The organism is Mesorhizobium yinganensis, from assembly GCF_040081985.1.
Classification (GTDB): Bacteria; Pseudomonadota; Alphaproteobacteria; order Rhizobiales; family Rhizobiaceae; genus Kumtagia; species Kumtagia yinganensis.
Window position 1 is genome coordinate 35,821 of the sequence record NZ_JBEBMH010000011.1, and the last position, 14,933, is coordinate 50,753.

Annotated in this window: 19 protein-coding genes and 1 riboswitch; of the genes, 11 read left to right on the top strand and 8 right to left on the bottom strand. The window is 64.1% G+C overall.

Features of this window, described 5'->3' with window-relative positions:
* Nucleotides 1-82: 82 nt before the first annotated feature.
* A riboswitch (SAM riboswitch) is annotated at nucleotides 83-160 on the top strand.
* A 55-nt stretch (nucleotides 161-215) separates the two neighbouring features.
* From metA to ABMA59_RS20035, 4 genes are all read left to right on the top strand, one after another.
* Nucleotides 216-1,139, top strand: a complete 924-nt coding sequence (gene metA, locus ABMA59_RS20020) for a homoserine O-acetyltransferase MetA (RefSeq protein WP_349007149.1) — start codon at nucleotides 216-218, stop codon at nucleotides 1,137-1,139.
* 101 nt (nucleotides 1,140-1,240) lie between these two features.
* Nucleotides 1,241-1,594, top strand: a complete 354-nt coding sequence (locus ABMA59_RS20025) for a hypothetical protein (RefSeq protein WP_349007150.1) — start codon at nucleotides 1,241-1,243, stop codon at nucleotides 1,592-1,594.
* Nucleotides 1,595-1,724: 130 nt separating this feature from the next.
* Nucleotides 1,725-2,891, top strand: coding sequence for an ATP-grasp domain-containing protein (locus ABMA59_RS20030; protein WP_349007151.1), 1,167 nt, complete (start codon nucleotides 1,725-1,727; stop codon nucleotides 2,889-2,891).
* A gap of 4 nt (nucleotides 2,892-2,895) precedes the next feature.
* Nucleotides 2,896-3,672 carry an esterase family protein gene (locus ABMA59_RS20035; protein ID WP_349007152.1) on the top strand — a complete coding sequence of 259 codons (777 nt, stop codon included), beginning with the start codon at nucleotides 2,896-2,898 and terminating at the stop codon, nucleotides 3,670-3,672.
* 51 nt (nucleotides 3,673-3,723) lie between these two features.
* Here the strand turns inward: ABMA59_RS20035 and ABMA59_RS20040 are convergent, their stop codons facing one another.
* The gene (locus ABMA59_RS20040) at nucleotides 3,724-4,512 is read right to left on the bottom strand and encodes a DUF1194 domain-containing protein (RefSeq protein ID WP_349007153.1); all 789 of its coding nucleotides are present in this window, start codon (nucleotides 4,510-4,512) and stop codon (nucleotides 3,724-3,726) included.
* 98 nt (nucleotides 4,513-4,610) lie between these two features.
* Nucleotides 4,611-5,348, bottom strand: coding sequence for a class I SAM-dependent methyltransferase (locus tag ABMA59_RS20045; protein WP_349007154.1), 738 nt, complete (start codon nucleotides 5,346-5,348; stop codon nucleotides 4,611-4,613).
* A 108-nt stretch (nucleotides 5,349-5,456) separates the two neighbouring features.
* Between ABMA59_RS20045 and gloB the strand changes: the two genes are divergently transcribed.
* Both gloB and ABMA59_RS20055 read left to right on the top strand, forming a co-directional pair.
* The gene (gene gloB, locus ABMA59_RS20050; protein ID WP_349007155.1) at nucleotides 5,457-6,224 is read left to right on the top strand and encodes a hydroxyacylglutathione hydrolase; all 768 of its coding nucleotides are present in this window, start codon (nucleotides 5,457-5,459) and stop codon (nucleotides 6,222-6,224) included.
* 17 nt (nucleotides 6,225-6,241) lie between these two features.
* Nucleotides 6,242-6,673: a cupin domain-containing protein gene (locus ABMA59_RS20055; protein ID WP_349007156.1), complete on the top strand. Its 432-nt coding sequence runs from the start codon at nucleotides 6,242-6,244 to the stop codon at nucleotides 6,671-6,673.
* Nucleotides 6,674-6,727: 54 nt separating this feature from the next.
* Here the strand turns inward: ABMA59_RS20055 and ABMA59_RS20060 are convergent, their stop codons facing one another.
* Genes ABMA59_RS20060 through ABMA59_RS20080 form a run of 5 tightly spaced genes read right to left on the bottom strand, consistent with a single transcriptional unit; the run spans nucleotide 6,728 to nucleotide 9,953 of the window.
* Nucleotides 6,728-7,279 (bottom strand): lysoplasmalogenase family protein, encoded by a 552-nt coding sequence (locus ABMA59_RS20060; RefSeq protein WP_349007157.1) that lies wholly within the window; start codon nucleotides 7,277-7,279, stop codon nucleotides 6,728-6,730.
* Entirely contained in the window at nucleotides 7,276-7,398 is a 123-nt protein-coding gene (locus ABMA59_RS20065) for a hypothetical protein (protein ID WP_349007158.1), read from the bottom strand. The genes ABMA59_RS20060 and ABMA59_RS20065 overlap by 4 nt, the downstream gene beginning before the upstream one ends.
* Entirely contained in the window at nucleotides 7,395-8,288 is an 894-nt protein-coding gene (gene yddG, locus ABMA59_RS20070) for an aromatic amino acid exporter YddG (RefSeq protein ID WP_349007159.1), read from the bottom strand. Before yddG ends, ABMA59_RS20065 begins: the two co-directional genes overlap by 4 nt.
* A gap of 27 nt (nucleotides 8,289-8,315) precedes the next feature.
* A complete protein-coding gene (locus tag ABMA59_RS20075; protein ID WP_349007160.1) occupies nucleotides 8,316-9,140 on the bottom strand; it encodes a DUF3108 domain-containing protein in 825 nt (274 codons plus the stop codon).
* 57 nt (nucleotides 9,141-9,197) lie between these two features.
* Nucleotides 9,198-9,953: an adenylate/guanylate cyclase domain-containing protein gene (locus tag ABMA59_RS20080; protein WP_349007161.1), complete on the bottom strand. Its 756-nt coding sequence runs from the start codon at nucleotides 9,951-9,953 to the stop codon at nucleotides 9,198-9,200.
* A 235-nt stretch (nucleotides 9,954-10,188) separates the two neighbouring features.
* Between ABMA59_RS20080 and ABMA59_RS20085 the strand changes: the two genes are divergently transcribed.
* The 5 genes from ABMA59_RS20085 (at nucleotide 10,189) to ABMA59_RS20105 (ending at nucleotide 13,906) form a co-directional block, all read left to right on the top strand.
* The gene (locus tag ABMA59_RS20085) at nucleotides 10,189-10,896 is read left to right on the top strand and encodes an aspartate/glutamate racemase family protein (RefSeq protein ID WP_349007162.1); all 708 of its coding nucleotides are present in this window, start codon (nucleotides 10,189-10,191) and stop codon (nucleotides 10,894-10,896) included.
* 211 nt (nucleotides 10,897-11,107) lie between these two features.
* A complete protein-coding gene (gene rpmB / locus ABMA59_RS20090; protein ID WP_349007163.1) occupies nucleotides 11,108-11,404 on the top strand; it encodes a 50S ribosomal protein L28 in 297 nt (98 codons plus the stop codon).
* A gap of 129 nt (nucleotides 11,405-11,533) precedes the next feature.
* A complete protein-coding gene (locus tag ABMA59_RS20095) occupies nucleotides 11,534-12,214 on the top strand; it encodes a queuosine precursor transporter (RefSeq protein WP_349007164.1) in 681 nt (226 codons plus the stop codon).
* Nucleotides 12,211-12,885 (top strand): spermine/spermidine synthase domain-containing protein, encoded by a 675-nt coding sequence (locus ABMA59_RS20100; protein ID WP_349007165.1) that lies wholly within the window; start codon nucleotides 12,211-12,213, stop codon nucleotides 12,883-12,885. The genes ABMA59_RS20095 and ABMA59_RS20100 overlap by 4 nt, the downstream gene beginning before the upstream one ends.
* A 127-nt stretch (nucleotides 12,886-13,012) precedes the next feature.
* Nucleotides 13,013-13,906, top strand: a complete 894-nt coding sequence (locus tag ABMA59_RS20105; protein ID WP_349007166.1) for a DMT family transporter — start codon at nucleotides 13,013-13,015, stop codon at nucleotides 13,904-13,906.
* 17 nt (nucleotides 13,907-13,923) lie between these two features.
* Here ABMA59_RS20105 and ABMA59_RS20110 read toward each other — a convergent pair whose 3' ends face one another.
* Complete coding sequence (locus ABMA59_RS20110) at nucleotides 13,924-14,895, bottom strand: esterase-like activity of phytase family protein (protein WP_349007285.1); 972 nt, start codon at nucleotides 14,893-14,895, stop codon at nucleotides 13,924-13,926.
* Between the last annotated feature and the right edge of the window lie 38 nt (nucleotides 14,896-14,933).

Sequence of the window (14,933 nt, forward strand, 5' to 3'; positions counted from 1 at the left end):
CAACGTCAGCCGCTACAACCCGATGTTCGTTCCACAGTTCATGTGCCATTGACGCCCTGCTCCGCCGGCAGTATGTCAGCCGTCGAACTTCCGTGGTGATTTGGCCGGTCGGCTTGCAGCCACGTTAAAAAAGTCGCTAAAGGGCCGTCGGCAAAATAAGCCGTTTGGACCGGGCGCGACTTTCGCGGCCGGTTTTTTGTTTTGGAGGCGGCGCCATGCCGATCAGGATCCCCAACCAGCTTCCCGCGCGCGACGTGCTGGTGCGCGAGGGCGTCTCCGTCATGGACGAGCGCACGGCCATGCGCCAGGACATCCGCCCGATGCAGATCGGCCTGCTCAACCTGATGCCCAACAAGATCCGCACGGAAACGCAGTTCGCGCGGCTGCTCGGCGCCACGCCGCTGCAAGTGGAACTGACGCTGGTGCGCGTCGGCAACCACAAGGCCAAGAACACGCCCGAGGATCATCTGATCTCCTTCTACCAGACCTGGGAGGAGGTGGCGGACCGGAAGTTCGACGGCTTCATCATCACCGGCGCGCCGATCGAGCTGCTGGAGTTCGAGGACGTCGATTATTGGGACGAGCTGACGCGCATCCTCGACTGGACGACGACCAACGCCCATTCCTCCTTCTTCATCTGCTGGGGAGCGATGGCCGCGGCCTGGCATTTCCACGACGTTCCCAAGCACACGCTGGACAAGAAGGCTTTCGGCGTGTTCCGCCACGGCAACAACGCGCCGGCTTCGCCCTATCTCGCCGGGTTTTCCGACGATTTCGCCATTCCGGTCTCACGCTGGACGGAGGTTCGGTCCGCCGACATTCCTGCCGACGCGGGCCTGGAAGTGCTGATGGAATCGGACGAAACCGGTCCGTGCCTTCTGGCCGAAAGAACCGCCAACCGGCTCTATATCTTCAACCACATCGAATATGATTCCACCTCGCTCAAGGAGGAATACGACCGCGACGTGGCCGCCGGCACGCCCATCGAGGTGCCGCACGATTACTACCCAGACGATGATCCCGCCCGGCCGCCGCTCAACCGCTGGCGTTCGCACGCCCATCTCCTGTTCGGCAACTGGATCAACCAGGTCTACCAGACGACGCCGTACGAACTGGAGGAGATCGGCAAGGGGGCATAGTCCGTCGTTCGGGGTTGATGCTTGGCGGTTTCGGAATCTCGCTGAGAAGCGGCCAATGTCTTGCCTAAGCGGTAACCTTCGCCGCGAATTCCGTTCGCCATATGCTTGCGGTCCTCCGACAATTGGCTACTTTGGCGCGCATTGTCGGGGGCATGATTTTGAAGCGTATCGTGATGGTTGCCGTGGTCGCGGCGGTTGGTTTGACGGGCTGCATGCAGACCAAGCCCAAGACGATCGATGAAGTCGTAGCGCAATGCGTGAGAAAGGTGAATGGCTGGCAGTACGGTTGGCAGGTAGAAGTCTCCCAACTCATGCGCGTCAGCCGGGAAAAGATGCCAGAACTGTTCTGCAAGCGGATGGTGACCGCCGTCCAACAGGGTCGCATCTCGCGTAAGGACGCCTATAATCTGGACAGGGACGCTTCACCGGTCTGGAAGATCATCAAGGGGCAATAAACCCTCGGAATTCACCGGACGTCTGATATTTCGGATGCCTTGATCCGGTCAGATGCCACCCCTTCCGCGCCGTCGAAAAATACACGACACTCGCCTCTGTCGCGCATGCGCGGCAGGTGGAGGGCGTCGCATGAATTTCGTCTTCTTTTCCCCGCATTTCCCAACCACCGGCGCCGATTTCTGCGACCGGCTGAAAAAGGCCGGCGCCACGGTGCTGGGCATCGGCGACGCGCCCTATGACGGGCTCGACCCGAAACTGAGCGCGGCGCTGTCGGAATATTACCGCATCGCCGACATGGAGAATTACGACCTGACGCTGCGCGCCATGGGCCATTTCATCCACAAATGGGGCCGCATCGACCGCTTTGAATCGCTCAACGAACACTGGCTGGAATTGGAAGCCGGCATCCGCACCGACTTCAACATCTATGGGACCAAACTCGACTTCGTGAAGAATTTGAAGAAGAAGTCGCGCATGCGCGCCTTCTTCCGCAAGAGCGGCGTCGACACCATCCCGCAGCGAAAATGCTCCGACCGCGCCGGCGCGCTCACCTTCATCCGCCGCGTCGGCTATCCGGTCGTCGTGAAGCCGGATTCCGGGTCGGGCGCCAGCAACACCTTCAAGATTTCCAATGCAAAAGAACTCGACGCCTTCTTCCGCGACAGGCCCGAGGACGTCACCTTCGTCATGGAGCAGTTCATCGACGGGCTGGTCGTTACCTATGACGGGTTGGCCAACCGCGACGGCGAGGTGGTGCTGGCCGCCAGCACCCGCTACGACCACAGCGTCATGGACGTGGTCAACAAGGACCGGCACTTGAGCTACGTCTGTTATCCCAAGATCGACCCGGCGATAGAGGCGGCCGGCCGAAAGATCCTCAAAGCCTTCGACGTGCGCGAGCGTTTTTTCCACCTGGAGCTTTTCCAGGCGCGCGACGGCCGCGCCATCGCTCTGGAGGTCAACATGCGTCCGCCGGGCGCCTGGATGACCGACGCCATCAACTTCGCCTACGACGTCGACGTCTATGCCGAATGGGCGGAAATGGTGATCAACGACCGGAACCGCGGCCCGTTCACCGGCAAATATTTCACTGCCTATGCCAGCCGGAAGAAACACATCCACTATCGCCACGATCATCAGGCCGTGCTAGCCGCGCTTGGCGGCAAGATCGTCCGCCACAACGCCATAGAGGACGTGTTCAGCCGCGCCATGGGAAACTACGCCTATCAGCTACGCTCGAAGGATCTGGCGGAGGTCCGTGAGGCGATCGATTTCATCCATGCCGAGGAGGCCTGAGCCGGTGCGCATTTCCTACCACAGCATCGACAGCCGCTTTCTTGGTCGCCCCATGGAGCACAAGCGCTACGGCCATGCCGGCCGGCCGGTCACCGTGTTCCCGACCTCGAAGGGCCGATTCTTCCAGTTCGAGGATTCCGGCGCGGTGGCGGCTTTGTCGGAATTCATCGAGGCCGGGCGCATCCAGCTCTGGACGGTGGACGGCATCGACTGGGAGACGTTTTTCTCGACCGAGCCCGATCTGCAGGCGCGCATCGGCCGTCATGACGAGTATTTCCGCTACGTGCGCGAGGAACTGTTCCCGCAGGTCGTGGAGGAGGCGAAAACCTCCAATGCCGGAAAACAGCTCCGGCCGATCATGGCCGGCTGCTCCATGGGCGCCTTCCACGCCTCCAACTTCGCGTTCCATTACCCGGAGATGGTCTCCGGTGTGATCGCGCTCTCCGGCGTCTATTCGACCCGCGATTTCTTCGGTGCGGCTCTGGATGGCGGCATTTACTACAATTCACCGCTCGACTATCTGCCCGGCCTCGACGATGGCGCCACGCTCGCCAGGCTGCGCGACTGCCGGCTGATCTTCTGCTGCGGCCAGGGCGCCTGGGAAGAGCGCATGCTGGTCGAGACCCGCGAGCTCGAACACATCCTGCGCGAAAAGGACATTCCGGCCTGGGTCGATTATTGGGGAACAGACGCGAGCCACGACTGGCCCTGGTGGCACCGCCAACTCCACTATTTCGTCGGCCACTGGCTCGATGCGGATGCCCACCAGCCGCGCGGGTAGACCGTCTTCCGCTGCACGCCGAAGTATGCTTCGATCCGGCCAAACGTCGCCCTATCGGTCCAACTCAGGAAAATACGGATCCGAGAAAAATCTCCGATCGCGCTCGCCTTTCAGGCAGTCGACCGGCTCGCCAGCGGCCGGAATGACGATTGCCGGCGGCGTCGCACCGCTGACTTCCAGGATCAGCTTGCGGCGGATCGCCGTGGCAAACTCGTCGACCGACCGAATCGGCAGCATGAACGAGCCTTCCCCGCCGATGACGCATTCGGCGTAGTAGCGGTCGAGCTCGCTAAAGGTCGGGGACGGCCGGATGATGATCGGCAGGCCGTTGACGATAATGCCCGCCGCGACAGCGCGATCTCGCGCGCCCGTCACCGGCAGGCCGATATTGTTCGGCCCGTCACCCGACACGTCGATGACACGGCGCAGCCCATCGACCGAATTGTCGTCGAACAGCCCATTTCCGAAATCCAGCGCGCCGGAGATCGACGTGCCCGTATACCCGCCGAAGGGTCGTCCAGCGAGAGCGGCGGCAAAGGCCTGCGCGCTTTCAGGACTGTCGATGACCTGCCAGGGAACCAGCGATTCCCTCCGCACCGTGCCCGCCCATTCGAAATAGGCGATGGCGATGCGTCCGTTGCGCCCGGCGCGCACGGCATTGATGAAGTCCGGATGACGGATCGCCTCGACATAACCCGCCCGTTGCAGTGCGAATTCGTCGGCGTCCATCGAGCGCGACACGTCGACCGCGAGCACCAACTCGACATCGGCCGGCATGGCGGTCGCCACCGGCCGCACGTCGCAGCCGAGGCAGAACAACACGCCGAGCAAGGACAGCATGGGCCGATCCCCAGGGAAACATCCCCAGCCGAGACCAGAAACATGGCGGAATGGCGAGCGCTGCGTTCACCCTCTCCCTTGAGGGGAGGGTCAGGTCGTCACCCCCTCGCCGCCCGCGCGCCCTGCGGATTGAGCACCGGCACGAACACCCGGCGCGAGGCGCGCTGCGACACCGGGATGCCCTGGTAGAGCCGCTTCTGCGCCTCAACGATGACCACGCCGGAGAAGATCGGCCAGAAGCGCCGACCGGCACGCTCCAGCATCGGCTGCAGCCGCATCAAGAAATTCCGCCGCGACGGCGGGAAGAACAGCGCGTCCGACGAGGCCGACGGCGTGAAATTGGCATCGCGCAGAAGCTCGTTGAGCTGGCTGCGCGAGAATGGCCGGCCGGTGCCGAACGGCGTGTGCTCGAATCGCGCCCAGACGCCGCGCCGGTTGGGCACGACGATGACGACGCGGCCGGCCGGCGACAGGACACGCCAGATCTCCTTCAGCGTCTCGCGCGGGTTTTCGGCATGTTCGAGGCAATGCGCCAGGATCATCCGGTCGATCGAGGCGTCGACCAGGGGCAGTTCCTCGTCGAACACCAGGACGGTGGACGACGGCGCCTCCGGCGGCCAGCGCACCGCGCCCTGCGTTCCCGGCATGAAGGCGAAGACACGCTCGGCATCGGCGCCGAAGCGTTCCAGCCATGGCAGCGTATAGCCGAGCCCGACCAGCCGCTCGTTGGGCAGGTTCGCCCACAGCGCCGACAACGCGAAGGTGATCGAGCGCTCCGCCACCTGCCCGAGCGGCGAGGCATAGAAGGAGCGGAGGTCGACGATGTCCGAATTCATGGGCAGCGACGGTAGCGGGCTCGCATGACGAGTTCAACATGGACCATCCTGCGGGATGACACCGCCGGCGTCACGCTCTATCTAAACCCGCGAAAAAGGAGAATTTTGATGACGATCGACATCGACCAGTTCATGTGCCGGACCGACAATTTCGGCGTGCTTATACGCGACCGCAAAACCGGAGAGACGGCGCTGATCGACGCGCCGGAGGAGAAGCCGATCCTGGAAGCGGTCGAGCGGACGGGCTGGACACCGACGCTGATCCTGACCACGCACCATCATCCCGACCATGTCGAGGCGAACCTGGCGTTGAAAGAACGGTTCGGGCTGAAAATCGTCGGACCGGCGAAGGAGAAGGCAAAGATTCCGGGCATCGACGAGACCGTCGACGGCGGCTCGACCTTCCGTTTTGGTGACGAAGAGGTGCGGGTGTTCTTCACACCGGGCCATACGCTGGGCCACGTCTCCTATCATTTCCCGGATTCGAAATTGCTTTTCGCCGCCGACACGCTGTTCGCGCTGGGCTGCGGCCGGCTGCTGGAAGGCACGGCGGCGCAGATGTGGCAGTCGCTGAAGACGCTGTCGGCGCTGCCGCCCGAGACCGCCGTCTATTGCGGCCACGAATACACGCAGTCCAACGCCCGCTTCGCGCTGAGCGTCGACCCCGACAACAAGGCGCTGAAGGAGCGTGCAGCGGAGATCGACCGGCTGCGCGCCGACGGCAAGCCGACCTTGCCGACCACGATAGACCGCGAATTGGAGACCAACCCGTTCCTGCGTCCGAACGATCCGGCAATCCGCCGCACGCTCGGTATGGAGAATGCGTCCGACGAGGCGGTGTTCGCCGAGATCCGCAAGCGCAAGGACAATTTCTGACCGTGGCGGGGCCGGCCATGTCCTCCCTGTCGGCGCCTGCCATCGTCGAGATGCTCGGCATGAAGCGCCATCCGGAAGGTGGATGGTATGCCGAGATGTTTCGCGACACGCCGGCCGCAGATGGCCGCGCGGCGTCAACGGCTATCTACTTCCTGCTCGAACATGGCGACGTTTCGGCCTGGCACCGGGTGCGCGACGCGGTGGAGGTATGGCATTTTTACGCCGGCGCGCCGCTTGAGTTGATCATTTATGAAAAGGCCGCCGGCCACTCCTCACACCGCCTCGGCATTGACCTGCTGGAGGGCGAACGGCCGCAGGCGGTAGTGCCTGCCGATGCCTGGCAAACGGCCCGCAGCCTCGGCGACTGGACGCTGGTTGGCTGCACGGTCGCGCCGGGTTTCGAGTTTTCTTCGTTCGAACTGGCGCCGGAAGGGTGGGAGCCGCATTAGGGTTGGGTGCGTCCTTCGAGGCGATCCTCGAAGGACGCACAACAAAACCGCTGATCAAAACCGGATCAGTCCGAGCGTGATCGCCAACTGGCCGACATAGTAAGTTCCCCACACGGCATAGCGCATCCAGTCGCGTTGCCGCGAGATCGCCGGCAGCAGGAATTTCTCGGTGGCGAGCAGCGTGTCCGACGTCATGAACAGCAGCGCGCCGATAATGACCAGCGGCGCGTCGAGCGTCAGCGCCGAAATGCCCATGGCAAGGATGGTGACTATATAGACCGCCACAGGCATGCGAAGCTCCGGCCCGATTCGCCGCCAAAGCAGCGCGAGCATGACCAATCCATAAACGGCGAGGACGGCGGCCAGCGCACCGCGCCACGGTGCGGCGGCCAGAACCCCCAAACCGCCGCCGACATTTGCGAACAGCGCGACATAGGCGATATGCGCGGCGAGGAAACTTGCGAGCCCGGCCAGAAACGCCCTTTCGCCCGAGCGCGACAGGAACAGGTCTCCGGCAGCGCTCAGCGCCAGCGCGAGGACTAGCAGCCAGTGCCCGCCTTGCATTCCAGCCAGCACGGCCAGCAGTGCGACGGCCAGCGTCTTCAAACAGAGGCTACGACACGCGGCGGCGCGGCCGCCATGGTGCCGTAGAGCAGCGCCGCCGCACAGGAGAAAATGAGGGTGGCATTGCCGGGGCTTTCGACCCCGCCTTCGAACGGCATCATGTGCCGGCCTCGGCTTCCGCGACGCGCGAGCCCGGAAACAATCTCGGCCGCGCCGCCAGCACCGCGCCGACCGTGATCAGCAGGCAGGCGCCGATGACGTTCCAGGTCGGCTCGGCGAAGCCGCTGGCGATCAGCACCAGCGTGGACAGCAGCGGAGCCGCGTAACTCGCCGCCCCCAGCACCTGGATGTTGCCGCGCTTGACCCCATAATCCCAGGCATAGAACGCGGCGCCGACCGGCATCAGGCCGAGCCCGAACACCGCCAGCCACTGGCCGGCATTCGCCGGCAGCACAGTCTGCTCCAGAGCGAGGTGGCAGGCGAACGACAGGATCGAGGTGGCCGCGCAGAACCAGGTGACGATGCTGGTCGGCACCTCGGCGAAACGCCGCGACAGCAGCGAATAGCTCGACCACAGCAGCGCGCAGACGGCGGCCATGGCATAGCCGAAGGCGTAGCGGCTTTCGAAGGAGAGGCCGCCGCCCTTCGTGACGATCAGCACCGTGCCTGCGAGCCCCAGCACGGCGCCCGCCACATGATTCCAGCGCAGTTTTTCGCCCGGCATCAACGATGAGCCGACGACGATCAATAGCGGCCATAGATAAGCGATCAGGCTGGCCTCCACCGCCGGTGCATTACGCAGCGCGGTGAAATAGAAGAAGTGGTAGCCGAACAGCCCGCCTATGCCGATTACCCAGACGACCGGCGGGATTTTTGCCGGTGCGGCGGGTTTGGCCGTGAGCAGCCCGGCGCAAAGCCCAACAGCCGTACCGATGGCGAAGGTGATGGCCGACAGCAGGAACGGCGGCACCTGGCCGGATGCGTCGGTGAGCAGCGCCAGCAGCGCCCACATCGCCACCGCGGAGAAACCGGTCAGCGTAGCCCGTGCCATGAAACCCTCCGGCGCGGGCGCGTCCCGCTAATTCTTCGCGTCGAGGCTCTTTGCCCTCACGGTCACGGTTCCGATCTGCGTGCCGACGGTCGCGTGGACGGGCGCATATACGCCGGTCGAGCCCAGCGGCGCAAACGCGATCATGATCCTGCTCTGCTTCTCCAGATAGTCCAGCGCCTTGCGGCCCTTGCGGTAGCCGGAGACCGGCTTGACCGTGACGCGGCAGGTCACGACGCCGTCACCATAGGCTTTTGCGGCCTCCGAATTTGGCGCCGCATGCAGCGTGGCGTCCATGCGGAACTCGCCGTCGAAAAGTTTGAGCGTACGCCCGCACACCTTGTCCGGGCTCGACGCCCTGATCAGGCCGGCCGACAGCGGATCGCTGACGCCGTCGAGGTCTCCCGGTTTCAGCGGCACCCAGTTCTTGCGCTTCTTCAGCGGCGGCACGTTCTCGGTGCTGACGACGTCGCCGGCGCTGAATTTCAGCGCCGTCATCTGTTTGCGCTTGCCCTCGGTGTAGTTCATGCGGAAGGCGTCGGGCTGCGTGCGGTCGCCGGCAAAGCCGCCGGAGGCGGAACTGTTGCCCTTGGTGCGGTCGAAGATTTCCGCAATGCCGGCGCTCGCCACCGTCCCCTCGACAGCGAATTTGCCGTTTTCGAAGCGGCTCTCGAAGGTCGAGCGAGCAATGGTGAGGCCGAGATAGGAGACGGTGTATTCGCCCTTGAACGTCTCGACCTCGGAGCGCGCGGGCGCAGCCGCCGGCATTGCCAGCAACAACGCGAGCGCAACCGGCCCGGTTCGCCCCGCCCAGAGCCCTGCGGCTCCGTTCTTGGTTTGCTTCCTGTCGATCATGCCGTTCAGGAAAGCGACAAATCCGGCAGCAATGTGAAACGGCAGGCTTTCAGGGGCTCAATGCATCGTCATGACGTGGGCCGGGACCGCCTGGTTGATGCCCTTCAGCGAAAATTCGCGGATGGTCGCTCCGGCGACCAGCTCCGGTGCCTGCGCGGCCGCCTCGGCCGAGACAAGAATCTCGCCCGCCGCCGCCTGGGACTCCAGCCGCGCCGTCAGGTTCACCGCGCCGCCGATTGCCGTGAAATCGCTGCGGAAGGTGGAGAACTCGCCGATCTCCACCTGGCCGGTATGGACGCCGACGCCCACGCCCAGCGCCTCGGCGGCCGTGTCGATGCCACGGGCCGCCAGCTTTTCCAGCGCCTCGCCGCAGCGCCGCTGCACTTCGATCGCCGCCTGGATGGCCGCCGCCGCATGGCGATCGTTCTTGATCGGGAAGTTGAAGATCGCCATCAGACCATCGCCCATCTGCTTGTTGACGATGCCGTCATGCTCCCAGATGGCCTTCGCGCACTCGTCCTGGAAGATGCTGACGATCTCGCTCAGCGCGAGCGGATCGAGCCGTTCCGACAGAAGCGTATAACCACGAATGTCCGCGAACATGATGGAAGCCGTTGCGGAGATGTGCCGCTGCTTCTTGACGAAGGTGAAGGCGCGCTCACAGATCGTGCAGATATTGGGGTTCATCTTGCTGCGGGTGATGCCGAAAGCCTGGAACGGCAGTGCCAGCGGACCCCGGATCGGGATCGGCATATGCATCTGGTCCCAGCAGCCCCGGCAGATGCGGGCGTCATGGCGAGCGGTCAAGGTCATCCGACAAACTACTTTCCCGGCTCGGCAGGCGGTTTCGTGAGAAAGGGTCACGAAGACGAATGGCGTGACACAACCGGCATCCGCCTGTCCACGGCCGCGTCCGGAAGAGTGCAGCTTTCGGCATCATTTTGCAAGAGATCGTCCACCGGAGATGCCGGCATCGGGCAGGCTCTTGACCCCGCCATCGAAGTCCACGAGCAATGTCCGGCATGAACTTAGGATGCGGAGGGAAACAATGGCGGCCGGCCAGTCGAAGCTGATCGGGTTGCTGGGCGGAATGAGTTGGGAGTCCAGCGCCCTCTATTACCGTCTGCTGAACAACGCCGTTCACCGCCGCCTCGGTGGCTACCACAATGCGCGGTCGATGCTTTTCACTTTCGATTTCGATGATCTCTACAGCCGTGCGGCAAGCGGCCGATGGGATGAACTGGCCGAAATGCTGGCCGATGCGGCCCGGCGCCTAGAAGCGTCGGGAGCCGACTTCGTCATGCTCACGGCGGTCACCGCCCATGCCGTGGCGGACCGAGTGGAGGCCGCCTTGCGCATTCCGCTGCTGCACCTTGCCGACCCCACGGCGGAAGCGATCCGCGCCGCCGGATTCACGCGCGTCGGCCTCCTCGCGACACGTTTCACGATGGAGATGGGTTTTCTTGCCCAACGGCTCGCAGACCGATACGGCATTGAGGTGATGACCCCACCCGAGGATCAGCGTGCGGCGCTGCACAGGATCATCGTCGAGGAGCTGACCGTCGGCAAATTCGAGGCTGCCTCCCGCGCCCGGCTGGTCGAGATGGCAGGCGAACTCGGCCACCGGGGAGCCCAGGCGATCATTGTCGGATGCACGGAACTGCCCCTGCTGCTCGACAACGATGGCTATCCTCTTCCAGCATTCGACGTGACGAAACTGCATGCGGAGGCGGCAATCGATCTGGCACTTTCCTGAACGATTGGCGTAAGACGTCGACTGGCACAAACCGGTTCGGCGGCCAATGCGCTGGCCGCGCGTGCCGTCATCGCGGTCAGTTCCAGCCTTGACGCACCGGCCAAATGCCACTATGGAACGCCGACTTTTCCAAGAGGCCGCCCGAAAGACCGCGCGCCAGTGCTGGCGAAGACGATCTGTTGGCCCGATAAGAGAACCGAAGGTTATAAAAATGTCCCGTGCTTGCGAACTGACCGGCAAGGCCGTGCTCACCGGCAACAATGTCAGCCACGCCAACAATAAGACCCGCCGCCGCTTCCTGCCGAACCTGGTAAGCGTCACGCTGATCTCGGAAGCGCTGAACCAGAATGTGCGCCTGCGCATCTCCGCCAACGCGCTGCGTTCGGTCGAGCATCGCGGCGGCCTCGACGCCTTCCTGGCCAAGGCCGACGAGCATGAACTCTCGCAGCGCGCCCGCCTGCTGAAGAAGCAGATCGCCAAGAAAACCGCCGAACAGGCCGCCGCCTGAGGTTTTGACGTTTCTTAGGCGGGGGACGACCGCCTTAGCGGAGCCCGGCGTCATCGACGGCGGGCTCCGTTTCATTGGGGCGGCCGCATAATGCGGCCTGCCACTGGTTCCATTACCCAGGATAAAAAAATGCACACCAGAAAGACCTATCTGCCCTTCGTGGCCGCCATGGCGCTTGTCGTCGTCGCCTCCAACATCCTCGTGCAGTTCCCGGTGCAGGGCACGCTCGGCGGCCTGTCGCTGGCCGACATCCTCACCTGGGGCGCCTTCACCTATCCCGTCGCCTTCCTCGTCACCGACCTCGCCAACCGCCGCCACGGGCCGCTATTCGCGCGGAAAGTCGTGTTCGCCGGCTTCATGGTGGCGGTGACATGTTCGATCGTCGTGCCGCCTCTGCTCTATCGCCTCGGTCTGATCGAGTTCGACACTGCCGCCGGCAGGCTGGTGCGCATCGCGACCGCCTCGGGCGCGGCGTTCGTTACGGCGCAATTGCTCGACGTCACCGTGTTCAACTGGCTGCGCCGGCAGAGCTGGTGGCGGGCGCCCATCTTTGGCACGCTGGCCGGATCGGTCGTCGACACGATGGTCTTTTTCTCCATCGCCTTCGCGGCGGCCTTTGCCTTCGTGGGCCCTAGCGACGCCTTTGCGCTGGAAAGCACTCCCCTGCTCGGCGCGCTGCCGGCGGAGACCGCGCGCTGGGTGTCATGGGCGCTGGGCGACCTGTCGGTCAAGCTGCTCATCGCCATCTTCGCGCTGATCCCCTACCGGCTGATTGCCGCGCGCTGGAGCCAGCCGACGGTCCTCGCTTGATCCCCTGGGTCCAGCTCGACAGCGCGCCGATCCCCGGCGGTGGCGCGCTGCGGCTGAAACAGCGCGGAAGCGAATTCTCCATCATGCTCGACACCAACGAGCTGATGAACAGTCGCCTCTCCGGTTCGGAAGAGGCGCTGGCAAAATTGTCCTGCGAGCGCATCCAAGGCCGGTCTGCGCCGAAAATACTGATCGGCGGCCTCGGCATGGGGTTTACGCTGCGCGCCGCTCTCGCCGCACTCGGGAATGATGCAAGCGTCACCGTCGCCGAACTCGTGCCGGCCGTCGTCGCCTGGGCACGCGGCCCGATGGCGCAGGTGTTCGGCGGCTGCCTCAACGATCCGCGCGTCGCCGTCCATGAGGGCGATGTCGGCAGCCTCATCCGTTCCGATACGTCGTCCTGGGACGCCATCCTGCTCGACGTCGACAACGGCCCCGAGGGCCTGACCCGGCAGGGCAACGACGCGCTCTATGACTTTTCAGGTCTCGCCGCCGCCCATGAGGCACTGAAGCCCGGCGGCGTGTTTTCGGTGTGGTCATCGGGGCCGGACGACCACTTCACCCGCCGGCTGCGGCAAGCGGGGTTTTCCGTCGACGAGATCGGAACACGCGCACGCGGCAAGCGCGGCGCACGCCATGTGATCTGGATCGCGACCAAGCGGGCAGGTTAGTCCAGCGCTTCCCTTGGACGGCTCATGCCCGAAGGCGTGGCGCTATCGGTCCTTCCCGCAAGATGCTCAATGCGGACCGGATTTGGCGGCAGCCCCGCTGACGGAAACTTGCCGGAACCAGAAACGCATGGCCATGCCAGTCACCGCGACACACTCGGCTTCGGAAACGACCAGGGGCATCGTGCTGATGATCGCCGGCCTGCTGACCGTTCAACTGGTCGACGGCATGGCGAAACATCTGTCCGCCACCTATTCGCCGCTGTTCATCAGTTCGGCGCGCTACGCCATGGCGTCGCTGATCGTGCTGCCCATCGCCTTCGCCATGTACGGCCGGAAAATCTTCCCGACCGAGCAGATCGGCGCCAATCTGCTGCGCACTGTCTTCATCATCGGCGCCATGACCTGCTATTTCCTGGCGATCGCCCGTATTCCGCTGGCTACCGCCATCAGCGCCTATTTCGTGGCACCCATCGTCGCCGTCATCCTGTCGATGCTGATCCTCAAGGAGCGCATGACGACGCAGAAGGCCATAGCGCTGGTGCTCGGCTTCCTGGGCTCGATGATCATCCTGCAGCCGGGCGGCGCCATCGAGCCCGGCATCCTGCTGGCGCTCGGCTCCGGCGTCTTCTTCGCCTGCTACATGATCGCCAGCCGCCGGGCCGCACAAGGCAGCGAGGTGGTGAAGATGCTGGCGTTCCAATGCGTTGTCGGCTCACTGCTGCTCGTTCCGCAGGGAATCGCGTTCTGGCAGACCCCGGCGCTGTCCGACCTGCCGCTGTTCTTCCTGATCGGGCTTCTGTCGACGGTCAGCCACATGCTGACGATCTACGCGTTCCGGCTGGCGGACGCCTCGACGCTGGCTCCGCTGATCTATGTCGAACTGCTGGGCGCTGCGGTGGTTGGCTATCTGTTCTTCGGCGACATACCCGGCCTGACGACCATTTTCGGCGCCGCGCTGATCGTTATCGGCGGGCTGGCGCTGCTGCGGCGTCGCCGCGCGCCGATCCAGCCGGCAGCCTAGATTCGGGCTACTCGCCCTCAATCCGCGTGCAGCACGAATTCCAGGTAGAGATTGCGCTGGAGGATGGAATGGTTGTCGTCGGAGACGATCGACACCATCGTGGCGCCGTCGGCTCGCTGCCACACATCCAGCCCTTCCATATTGTCGATCTGATAGGCCATGTCGGCCGTGAATAGCACCGGCCCGTCGGCCACCTTCCCCTTGGCGATCGACTCGCCATAGATGCGCCTCAGCCGCATCTTCACGCCGTCGGCGAGCCGGTAGCTGCGTTCCAGCAGCAGCAGGTCGCCATTCGGCAGGAAGGCGCCATCGGTAATGTCGAAATCACCGCTGCGCTTGACCGTGAAGACGCCCTTGTTCGGCCCCTCGATGATCGCCGCGAAGATGTTGCCCTGCTTGTCGAGGCTCTTTTCCGACACCACCACCAGCCCGCCCTCATGCTGCCCGTGGGGATGCGCGCGCGTCACCGTCTCGAAACCGCGGTTCTGGCGCAGTTCCCGTTTCGGCACGAGAAAATCGAGCTGCCGGAACGGCGCCTTCATGTCATCGGGATCGAGCCGGAACTGGGCGATGCGGTGATCGCGTTCGAAGCCGACGGTGGCAATACCGTCCTTGACGTCGAGGCTTTCGGCGTCGACCAGCCATTTCTCGTCGATGGGCTTGCCGGCCTCGTCGACCATCTGCACCATGCGGAAATTGGCGACGCCGCTCGGACGGCCCGCCGCATCGCGCAGGATCGAACCGAAATACCACATGCCCGTGTCGGCAACGCCGACGAAATCCTTGCCCGGCATGAGAAAACGGAAGGCCGACAGCGCCCCGAAGTCGCGAGCCGAGGCGGTCATCTCCAGCCCGCCGACGAACTCCAGCGGCCCGAACATTTTCTCGTCCCGGCCGATATGAAATTTTTCGATCGGCCGCGCGGTGATCTCCATCCGCTCGACCGGCGCGGGTTCTGCATGGGCTGGGACGAGAGGCAGTACGAGCAGAGCTGCGAAAAATGACGCGGCCAGCGCGGCGCCCCTTC